This is a genomic window from Mesorhizobium sp. WSM4813, assembly GCF_055811555.1.
On the sequence record NZ_JBVVQU010000069.1, the window covers coordinates 21,411 to 31,661 of the forward strand.

Here is a 10,251-nt window from a genome sequence, read left to right on the forward strand (position 1 = left end):
CATGAACTTGCCCCTCACCATCGCCATGCCCGCCGAGGCATCCGCGGCGCCCAAGACCTACCGGCTGCTGATCGACGGCAAGTTTGTCAACGCCGGCGACGGCCGGACGCTGGAGCGCAATAGCCCCGGCCACGGCTTCACGGTTTCGCGCTATGCACAAGCCGGCGCGGCCGAAGTCGAGGCAGCGGTGACAGCCGCGTACAAGGCTTTCGAGACCGGCCCCTGGCCGCGCATGAAGGCCGGCGAGCGCGCCGCGATCCTGCTCAAGGCGGCGGATCTGATCGAGGCGCGGCTCGAGGAAATTGCCCGGCTCGACGCGCTGGAATCCGGCAAGCCGATCGCCCAGGCGTGCGGCGAGATCGGCGGCGCCGTCGACATCTGGCGCTATGCGGCATCCCTTGCCCGCACGCTGCATGGCGAAACCTACGCCAATCTCGGCGACGCCATGCTGGGCGTCGTGCTGCGCGAACCGATCGGCGTCGTCTCGATCATCACGCCGTGGAATTTTCCGTTCCTCATCGTCAGCCAGAAACTGCCGTTCGCGCTCGCCGCCGGCTGCACGGCAGTGGTCAAGCCGAGCGAGATGACCTCGGCCTCGACCTTCGTGCTCGGCGACATCCTGATGCAGGCCGGCTTGCCGGACGGCGTCGTCAACATCCTCGCTGGCCTGGGCGCCGATGTTGGCGCCGCGATGGTCAGCCATCCGCTGGTCGAGATGGTGTCTTTCACCGGCTCCACCCGGGTCGGCAAGATGACGATGGCGTCGGCTGCGAACTCGCTGAAGAAGGTCTCCATGGAACTCGGCGGCAAAAACGGCCAGATCGTCTTTCCAGATGCCGACCTCCATGCCGCCGCCGACGCGGCAGTGTTCGGCGGCTTCTTCAACGCCGGCGAATGCTGCAACGCCGGCAGCCGGCTGATCGTCCATGACGCGATCGCCGACGACTTCCTCGGCGCAGTGAAGGCGCTCACCGCCAGGGTCACCGTCGGCGATCCGCTCGACGACAGCACCAAGGTCGGCGCGATGATCTCTTTCGAGCATCTTTCCAAGGTCACCGGCTACGTAGCGGCGGCGGCAAACGACGGCAGCAGCGTCTATAGCGGCGGCAAGCAGATCGCTTCCAGTGCCGGTCAGTATCTCGACCCGACCATCCTTCGCGGCGTGACCGAGGACATGGCCATTGCACGTGAAGAAGTGTTCGGACCGGTGCTGTCGGTGCTGACGTTTGGATCGATTGAAGAGGCGTTGCGCATCGCCAACAACACGCCCTATGGTTTATCGGCGGGCGTGTGGAGCGCCAGCCTCGACACCTGCATGTCGGTGGCGCGGAATGTGCGTTCGGGAACCGTTTGGGTGAACACGTTCATGGAAGGTTATCCCGAGCTGCCTTTCGGAGGCTATAAGCAGTCCGGTCTCGGACGCGAACTCGGCAAGCGCGCCGTCGAGGACTATACCGAGAAAAAGACGATCCAGTTTCATCGCGGCCAGCGCACCGGATGGTGGGTCGGCTGAGTTGGGAAGAACCCGGCGGACATCCGCCGGTCGTGTAGCTGCAACAAGGGAGGAAGTACATGTTGCGCAAACTGCTTATCGGAACGGCTCTCGGGTCGGGTCTTGCGTTCGCGGCCCATGCCCAGGACGTCAAGGAAGTCGAGATGCTGCATTGGTGGACGTCTGGCGGCGAAGCGGCTGCTTTGAACGTGCTCAAGGAGGATCTCGCCAAGCAAGGCTTTGCCTGGAAGGACGTGCCCGTGGCCGGCGGCGGCGGTGACGCCGCCATGACCGCGCTGAAGGCGATGGTCGCAGCCGGCAACTACCCGACCGCCTCGCAGATGCTCGGCTATACCGTGCTCGATTATGCCGCTGCCGGCGTGATGGGTGACCTGACCGAGACGGCGGTAAAGGAGGGCTGGGACAAGTCCGTTCCGGCCGCCCTGCAGAAATTCTCGGTCTATGACGGTAAGTGGGTCGCGGCTCCGGTTAACGTCCACTCGGTCAACTGGTTGTGGATCAACAAGGCGGTGATGGACAAGATCGGCGGCACCGAGCCCAAGACCTTCGACGACTTCATCGCGCTGCTCGACAAGGCCAAGGCGGCTGGCGTCATTCCGCTCGCGCTCGGCGGCCAGAACTGGCAGGAAGCCACCATGTTCGACTCGGTCGTGCTGTCGACCGGCGGACCTGAGTTCTACAAAAAGGCCTTCAACGACCTCGACGAGGAGCAGCTGAAGTCCGACACGATGAAGAAGTCGTTCGACAACCTCGCCAAGCTCATCACCTATGTCGACCCGAACTTCTCGGGCCGCGACTGGAACCTTGCCACCGCCATGGTCATCAAGGGCGATGCGCTGGTGCAGGTCATGGGCGACTGGGCCAAGGGCGAATTCAACGCCGCCAAGAAAACCCCCGGCACCGATTTCCTGTGCTATCGCTTCCCGGGCACCGACGGCAGCGTGGTCTACAACTCCGACATGTTCGGCATGTTCGACGTTCCGGAGGACCGCAAGGCCGCCCAGGTCGCCCTGGCCACCGCCACTTTGTCGAAGAGCTTCCAGTCGGCTTTCAACGTCGTCAAGGGCTCGGTCCCGGCCCGCACCGACGTGCCTGACACCGACTTCGACGCTTGCGGCAAGAAGGGCATGGCCGACCTGAAGGCCGCCAACGAAGGCGGCACGCTGTTCGGCTCGCTGGCCCAGGGCTATGGCGCGCCTCCGGCGGTCGCCAATGCCTACAAGGACGTCGTCTCAAAATTTGTCCACGGTCAGATCAAGACCTCGGACGAGGCCGTGACCCAGTTGGTCAACGCGATCGAAGACGCCAAGTAAGAACCGGCATGAAAGAACCTTCCCCGCTCCGGTGGGGAAGGTTCCACCAAGCCAGGATGGTCGGTCTCTGGTCGGAATGGCGCCGGCGATCGACCAACACGCCCCGTCTCGCGGGGCTATCCTTCCCCGCCTGGCGGTGAAGCGACCCGAAAGGGAGGAGCCCATGACTACGGTCACGACCCAGATCAAGCTGACGCCGGAGCATGGTGCGCGCCCGGGTGCCTCCATGCGTTCGCGCCTGCAGGACGCGCTGCCGAAGATCGTACTGGCGCCAAGCTTTGCGATCACTGTTGTCTTCGTCTACGGCTTCATCCTGTGGACGGTCTATCTGTCGTTCACCAATTCCAAGACCTTCCCGTCCTATGCGCTCACCGGGCCGCGGGCCTATCAGCGGCTGTGGCGCTGGACCTTCGAGAGCGACCCGCCATCGAGCTGGTACACGTCGATCACCAATATGGGCATTTTCGGCTTTCTCTACATCTTCATCTGCCTGGCGCTCGGCCTTTTCCTGGCCATCCTGCTCGACCAGAAGATCCGCGGCGAAGGCATGTTGCGGCCGATCTATCTCTACCCGATGGCGCTATCCTTCATCGTCACCGGCGTCGCCTGGAAATGGTTCCTCGATCCCGGCCTCGGCCTTGAGCAGACGCTGCACCAGTGGGGCTGGACTAGCTTCCATTTCGATTGGATCAAAAACAAGGATTTCGTCATCTACACTGTGGTGATCGCCGGCGTCTGGCAGGCCTCCGGCTTCATCATGGCGATGTTCCTGGCCGGCCTGCGCGGCATCGATGGCGAGATCATGAAGGCGGCGCAGATCGACGGCGCCACCACCTTCCAGCTCTATCGCCGCATCGTCATACCGCTGCTGCGGCCCATCTTCCTGTCGGCCTTCATCGTGCTCGCCCACCTCGCCATCAAGTCCTACGATCTGGTCGTAGCACTGACCAGCGGCGGGCCGGGCGGCTCGGCGTGGCTGCCGTCGAACTTCATGTATGAGTACACCTTCAAGCGCAACGAAATGGCCGTCGGCTCGGCCAGCGCCGTGATCATGCTGATGACCATCACCGCGATAATCGTGCCCTACCTCTATTCCGAGCTCAGGGAGAAGCCGCGATGAGCGTCATTGCCACGCCCGCTCGCCAGAGCACTGGCGGCATCAGCGCCAGGACCGTCAACCGCATCGTCATCTACGGCCTGCTGGCGCTGTTCGCGCTGTTCTACCTGATGCCGCTGTTCGTCATGCTGGTGACTTCGTTCAAGACGATGGACGAGATCCAGAACGGCAACATGCTGGCGCTGCCGCAGGCGCCGACCTTCGAGCCGTGGCTGAAGGCGTGGGGCGAGACCTGCGTCGGCCTGACCTGCGCCGGCATCAAGGGCTATTTCTGGAATTCCATCAAGATGGTGGTTCCTGCGGTGCTGATCTCGACGCTGCTCGGCGCGCTCAACGGCTATGTCCTGACCAAATGGCGCTTCCGCGGCCACACGCTGGTCTTCGGGCTGATGCTGTTTGCCTGCTTCATCCCGTTCCAGTCGGTGCTGTTGCCGATGGCGACGATCCTCGGCAGCCTCGGCCGCTTCGGCGTGACGCTGCGAAACGCCACGGGATTTTCATTCGGCTTGGGCAATCCGACGGTCAACCTGGTCTTTGTCCACGTCGTCTATGGGCTCGGCTTCACCACTTTGTTCTTCCGCAATTATTACGAGGCGTTCCCGACCGAACTGGTCAAAGCGGCACAGGTCGACGGAGCCAGCTTCTTCCAGATCTTCCGGCGCATCATGCTGCCGAATTCGATGCCGATCTTCGTCGTCACCGTCATCTACCAGTTCACCAACATCTGGAACGACTTCCTGTTCGCCTCGGCCTATGCCGGCACCGGCGACGCGATGCCGATGACCGTGGCGCTGAACAACGTCGTCAACACCTCGACCGGCGTCGTCGAATACAACGTCAACATGGCGGCGGCGATGATCGCCGCACTGCCGACCCTTCTCGTCTACGTGGTCGCTGGCCGCTATTTCGTGCGCGGCCTGATGGCCGGCGCCGTCAAAGGATAATCGAATGGCATTTCTCGAAATTGATGGGCTGAGGAAGCGGTTCGGATCGGTCGAGATCCTGAAGGGCATCGACGTCGATCTCGAAAAGGGCGGCTTCCTCGTGCTGGTCGGCCCGTCCGGCTGTGGCAAGTCGACCTTGCTCAACACCATCGCCGGCCTGGAAACCATCACCGAAGGCGAAATCCGTGTCGACGGACGGACGATCAACGATCTCCACCCCTCGAAACGCGACATCGCCATGGTGTTCCAGAGCTACGCGCTTTACCCGAACATGACCGTCGCAGGAAACATTGCCTTCGGCATGGAGATGCGCGGCGTGCCGGCGCAGGAGCGCCAGAAGGCGATCGACAAGGTGGCGAAAGTGCTGCAGATCGGCCACCTCCTGCAGCGCAAGCCGAGCCAGCTCTCCGGCGGCCAGCGCCAGCGCGTCGCCATGGGCCGGGCGCTGGTGCGCGACCCCAAGCTCTTTCTCTTCGACGAGCCGCTCTCCAATCTCGACGCCAAGCTGCGCGTCGATATGCGCATCGAGATCAAGCGCCTGCATGCGACCACCGGCACCACGATCGTCTACGTCACCCACGACCAGATCGAGGCGATGACGCTGGCCACCAAGATCGCGGTGATGCGCGACGGCGAGGTGCAGCAGTTCGGCACGCCGGCCGAAATCTATAACAACCCGACCAACCTGTTTGTTGCCGACTTCATGGGCTCGCCGGCCATGAACCTGATTCCGGCGACGGTCGGCGGCAATGGCAATGCGCTTTCCGTGGTGGTGCAGCGCGAGGCGCGCGAGCCGATCTCGCTGCCGCTGGCCGATGCGCCGACGGGTCTGTCGGCATTCCACAGCAAGCCGATCATTTTTGGCGTCCGCCCCGAGGCCCTGACCGATCCCGAAGGGGCCGAACGCAACGCATCGAACATCGCCACCGCCGACTGTCACATCGAGGTTGTGGAGCCGGCGGGCTCCGATACCTTCGCCGTCACCAATCTGGGCGGCAAGGCTGTGGTGGCGCGTCTGCGCGCTGACGCCAACATCCAGCCGGGCACCAGCACGCCGCTTGCCTTCAACCTGACCAAGGCGGTGTTCTTCGATCCGGCGACCGAGAATCGTATCCTCTGACAGCCATGACAAACCCGGACATCGTCATCATCGGCTCCGGCATCGGCGGCGCCACGATCGCTTCCGGCCTTGCCGGCAGCGGCGCCTCGATCCTGATGCTGGAGCGCGGCGAACCGCTGCCGGGGACGCCGCACACCCGCGACACACGCGCCATCTTCGTCGACGGTCACTACCGGCCGAAGGAGATGTGGCGCGAGGCCGGGGGTGCTGCGTTCAACCCGGGCAACTATTACTACGTCGGCGGCAATTCGAAATTCTACGGCGCCGTGCTGATCCGCTACCGCAAGGAAGACTTTTCGGAGATGGAGCACTATGGCGGCGTCTCGCCGGCCTGGCCGTTCCCCTATGAGGAGTTTGAGTCCTGGTACTCCAAGGCCGAGCAGCTTTTTCGCGTGCGCGGCGCCCTCGGCGAAGATCCGACCGAACCGTTCCACTCGATCTCCTATCCCTTCGGGCCGGTGCCCGACGAGCCACCCATCGCCCGCGCCCGTGCCGAACTCATGGGCCTCGGCCTGCATCCGGCATCGCTGCCGCTCGGCGTCGACATCGATGCCTGGCTAAAGGACGGCAAGACAGGCTGGGACGCGTTTCCCAACACCGGGACCGGCAAGGTCGACGCCCAAACGGGGCCGCTGACAGCGGCACTTGCCGACCGGAACATCAGGCTCGAGACCGGTGCTCATGTCGAATACCTCGAAGCCTCACCGGATGCCACGACGATCGCAGCCGTTCACTATCGCCAGGACGGCATACTGAAGAAAGTGACGCCGAAACTGGTCATCCTCTCGGCCGGCGCGGTCAATTCAGCGGTCATCCTGCTGCGTTCGCCCTCCCCCGATGGCAAGGGTCTCGCCAACCGTTCCGACCAGGTCGGCCGCAACTTCATGAACCACAATTCGAGCGCCATGCTGGCGATCGATCCGCGCCGCAGGAACACCTCCGTCTACCAGAAGACGCTGATGCTCAACGACTACTATCTATCCGACGGCAAGGGCGGCAAGCCGCTCGGCAATGTCCAGCTTCTCGGCAAGATCGACGGCAATATCCTCAGGGCCAACGTCAAGCTTGCACCCAAATTCGCGCTGGACTTCATGGCCGGGCACGCCGTCGACTGGTACCTGATGTGCGAGGACCTGCCCGATCCCGAAAGCCGCATCATGGTCAACGGTAAGGATATCGTGATGCAGTGGCGGCGCTCCAACATGCAGTCGCTCGACGGGCTGACCAAGGTGATGCGCGAGAACTTCCGCGCCTCCGGCTATCCGATCGTCCTGTCGCGGCCTTTCGACAAGCGCACGCCGTCGCACCAGTGCGGCACAGTGAAGATGGGCGACGATCCGGCGGGCTCACCGCTCGACCCCTACTGCCGCTCGTTCGACCACCGGAACCTGTTTGTCGTCGACGCCAGCTTCTTGCCGAACTCGGCCGCGGTCAATCCGGCGCTGTCGATCGCCGCACAAGCGCTGCGCGTCGCCGACCACATCCGCAAGACGGAGCTTGTCGCATGATCGGTTTGCGCTGCCCCTCATCCGCCTGCCGGCACTTTCTCCCCGTGAACGGGGAGAAGCCCGCTGACCGCAACCTCGGCGCTTTTTTTGTAACGCTAGCGGTTGGCGAAACCGACGATGAAGGCGTCCTTCTCCCCGTCACTATACGGGGAGAAGTGCCCGGTAGGGCGATGAGGGGCAGCGCCAGCCTGCGGGAGTTTGTTCTCATATGACCCGCCCAGTGGCCATCGTCACCGGCGGCGCGCGCGGCATCGGCCTGGCCTGCGCCGAAGCGCTGGCCGATGCGGGCTTCGACATCCTCGTCGTGGACCTTGCCGACAATGCCCCTGACGGGCTTGCCGCTGACATCGCCGCTCGCGGCGCGAAGTTCGCCTATCATTGCGGCGATATAGCCGACCTTGACGACCATGCCGCATTGGTCGATGCCGCGACAACCGCCTTCGGCCGCATCGACTGCCTGGTCAACAATGCCGGCATCGGCGCCGTCATGCGCGGCGACCTGCTGGAATTGAAACCGGACAATTTCGACCGGATCCTCAGCATCAATCTGCGCGGCACCGTCTTCCTCAGCCAGGCCGTTGCCAGGGCGATGCTGGCAGCGCCGGGTGATCACCTAAAATCGATCATCACCATCACCTCGGTCAGCGCCGAAATGGCCTCGCCCGAGCGCGCCGATTACTGCATCTCCAAGGCCGGGCTTTCGATGTGGGTGAGAACCCTGGCGCTACGCCTCGCCGCCGAAAATATCGGCGTGTTCGAGGTGCGGCCGGGCATCATCCGCACCGACATGACATCAGGCGTCACCGCCAAGTACGACGCGCTGATCGACGGCGGGCTGGTGCCGGCGAAGCGCTGGGGCGAAACCGCCGATGTCGGCGCCGCGGTGGCGGCACTCGCCGGCGGCAAGCTCGGCTTTTCGACCGGCTCGATCATCAATGTCGACGGTGCGCTGTCGGTGCCGAGGCTGTGAACAGGTGACGCCATGACCGACTATATAATCGTCGGCGCCGGCCCGGCCGGCTGCGTCCTGGCCAACCGGCTGAGCGAAGATCCGTCGCATCAGGTGCTGCTGCTCGAGGCCGGCGGCAAGGACTGGCATCCACTGATCCATATGCCGGCCGGTTTCGCCAAGATGACCAAGGGCCTCGCCGCCTGGGGCTGGTCGACAGTGCCGCAAAAGCACATGAAGGACCGCGTCTTCCGGTACACACAGGCCAAGGTGATCGGCGGCGGCTCCTCCATCAACGCCCAGATCTACACGCGCGGCAATGCCCGCGATTACGACGCCTGGGAGAAGGAAGAGGGCCTTGCGGGCTGGGGCTATCGCGACGTGCTGCCCTATTTCAAGCGGGCCGAGAACAACCAACGCTACGCCAACGATTTTCACGGCGACCAGGGCCCGCTCGGCGTCTCGAACCCGATTGCCCCGCTGCCGATCTGCGAAGCCTATTTCCGCGCCGGGCAGGAGATGGGCATTCCCTTCAATCCGGACTTCAACGGGATAGCCCAAGAAGGCGTCGGCTATTACCAATTGACGCAGAAGGACGCGAGACGCTCCTCCGCCCCAGTCGCCTATCTCAAGCCGATCCGCGAGCGCAAGAACCTGACCGTCAGGACCGGCGTGCTGGTGACGCGCATCGTCGTCGAGAAAGACCGCGCCGTCGGTGTCGAGATCGTCGACAGGCCGGGCGGCGAGAAGAAAATCCTGCGCGCCGAGCGCGAAGTGATCGTCTCGTCCGGCGCCATCGGGTCGCCGAAGCTGCTGATGCAGTCGGGCATCGGCCCGGCCGACCATCTGAAGTCGGTCGGCGTGACGCCGGTGCATAACCTGCCCGGCGTCGGCTCCAACCTGCAGGACCATCTCGACCTGTTCGTCATTGCCGAATGCACCGGCGATCACACCTACGACAACTACGCCAAGCTGCACCGGACGGTGTGGGCCGGCCTGCAGTACCTGCTGTTGAAAAAAGGCCCGGTTGCCTCCAGCCTGTTCGAGACCGGCGGCTTCTGGTACGCCGGCCCGACCGCCGCCTCGCCCGATATCCAGCTCCATCTCGGCCTCGGCTCCGGCATCGAGGCCGGTGTCGAAAAACTGAAAAATCCGGGCGTGACGCTGAACTCGGCCTTCCTGCGACCGCATTCGCGCGGCACGGTGCGGCTGAACAGCGCCGACCCCGCCGACCACCCGCTGATCGATCCGAATTACTGGTCCGACCCCTACGATCGCGACATGTCGATCAAGGGGCTCAGGCTGGCGCGCGAGATCATGCGACAGAAGGCACTTGCCCCTTATGTGCTGCGCGAGGTGTTGCCGGGGCCGACACTCACCAGCGACGACGAGCTGTTCGACTATGCCTGCCGCAGTTCCAAGACCGACCACCACCCTGTCGGCACCTGCCGCATGGGGCATGATGCGATGAGCGTGGTGACGCCGGATCTCAGGCTGCGCGGCATCGAAGGGTTGCGCGTCTGCGACGCCTCGGTGATGCCGCGCATCCCCTCCTCCAACACCAATGCGCCAACGATCATGGTCGGCGAAAAGGGCGCCGATCTGATCCTTGGCCGCGAACCTCTGCCGCCGGCCGTGTTTTCCACCAACCAAGCGGCATGAGATCCCGTACGCCTCCGGCGAAGGCCGCCTTGCGCGAGCGTGGCAGGATAGCGAGGCTGCGCTCTTAAGGTCGTCCTTACGAGCGTAGTTAGCAGCACAGCATGAGCCATGTGACGTTATTGACC

Annotated in this window: 8 protein-coding genes; all 8 read left to right on the plus strand. The window is 63.8% G+C overall.

The window, feature by feature from the left end:
- Window position 1: 1 nt before the first annotated feature.
- The 8 genes from AC0L25_RS28355 to AC0L25_RS28390 all read left to right on the plus strand — a co-directional run bounded on the left by AC0L25_RS28355 (window position 2) and on the right by AC0L25_RS28390 (window position 10,126).
- A complete protein-coding gene (locus tag AC0L25_RS28355; protein WP_473598504.1) occupies window positions 2–1,513 on the plus strand; it encodes an aldehyde dehydrogenase family protein in 1,512 nt (503 codons plus the stop codon).
- A 59-nt stretch (window positions 1,514–1,572) separates the two neighbouring features.
- Complete coding sequence (locus AC0L25_RS28360; protein ID WP_473598505.1) at window positions 1,573–2,826, plus strand: ABC transporter substrate-binding protein; 1,254 nt, start codon at window positions 1,573–1,575, stop codon at window positions 2,824–2,826.
- Window positions 2,827–2,989: 163 nt separating this feature from the next.
- A complete protein-coding gene (locus AC0L25_RS28365) occupies window positions 2,990–3,946 on the plus strand; it encodes a carbohydrate ABC transporter permease (RefSeq protein ID WP_473598506.1) in 957 nt (318 codons plus the stop codon).
- Complete coding sequence (locus AC0L25_RS28370) at window positions 3,943–4,887, plus strand: carbohydrate ABC transporter permease (protein WP_027153273.1); 945 nt, start codon at window positions 3,943–3,945, stop codon at window positions 4,885–4,887. The genes AC0L25_RS28365 and AC0L25_RS28370 overlap by 4 nt, the downstream gene beginning before the upstream one ends.
- A gap of 4 nt (window positions 4,888–4,891) precedes the next feature.
- Window positions 4,892–6,007: an ABC transporter ATP-binding protein gene (locus AC0L25_RS28375; protein ID WP_473598507.1), complete on the plus strand. Its 1,116-nt coding sequence runs from the start codon at window positions 4,892–4,894 to the stop codon at window positions 6,005–6,007.
- Between the two features lie 5 nt (window positions 6,008–6,012).
- On the plus strand, window positions 6,013–7,515 hold the full coding sequence (locus AC0L25_RS28380; RefSeq protein WP_473598508.1) for a GMC oxidoreductase: 1,503 nt from the start codon (window positions 6,013–6,015) through the stop codon (window positions 7,513–7,515).
- Window positions 7,516–7,723: 208 nt separating this feature from the next.
- Window positions 7,724–8,485, plus strand: a complete 762-nt coding sequence (locus tag AC0L25_RS28385) for a 3-ketoacyl-ACP reductase (RefSeq protein WP_473598509.1) — start codon at window positions 7,724–7,726, stop codon at window positions 8,483–8,485.
- A 12-nt stretch (window positions 8,486–8,497) separates the two neighbouring features.
- Window positions 8,498–10,126: a GMC family oxidoreductase gene (locus tag AC0L25_RS28390; RefSeq protein ID WP_473598510.1), complete on the plus strand. Its 1,629-nt coding sequence runs from the start codon at window positions 8,498–8,500 to the stop codon at window positions 10,124–10,126.
- Window positions 10,127–10,251 lie beyond the last annotated feature (125 nt).

Excerpts from the sequence above, each read along its gene's own strand:
- AC0L25_RS28355 (WP_473598504.1), top strand. The coding sequence starts at position 2 with ATGAACTTGCCCCTCACCATCGCCATGCCCGCCGAGGCATCCGCGGCG.
- AC0L25_RS28360 (WP_473598505.1), top strand. The coding sequence starts at position 1,573 with ATGTTGCGCAAACTGCTTATCGGAACGGCTCTCGGGTCGGGTCTTGCG.
- AC0L25_RS28365 (WP_473598506.1), top strand. The coding sequence starts at position 2,990 with ATGACTACGGTCACGACCCAGATCAAGCTGACGCCGGAGCATGGTGCG.
- AC0L25_RS28370 (WP_027153273.1), top strand. The coding sequence starts at position 3,943 with ATGAGCGTCATTGCCACGCCCGCTCGCCAGAGCACTGGCGGCATCAGC.
- AC0L25_RS28375 (WP_473598507.1), top strand. The coding sequence starts at position 4,892 with ATGGCATTTCTCGAAATTGATGGGCTGAGGAAGCGGTTCGGATCGGTC.
- AC0L25_RS28380 (WP_473598508.1), top strand. The coding sequence starts at position 6,013 with ATGACAAACCCGGACATCGTCATCATCGGCTCCGGCATCGGCGGCGCC.
- AC0L25_RS28385 (WP_473598509.1), top strand. The coding sequence starts at position 7,724 with ATGACCCGCCCAGTGGCCATCGTCACCGGCGGCGCGCGCGGCATCGGC.
- AC0L25_RS28390 (WP_473598510.1), top strand. The coding sequence starts at position 8,498 with ATGACCGACTATATAATCGTCGGCGCCGGCCCGGCCGGCTGCGTCCTG.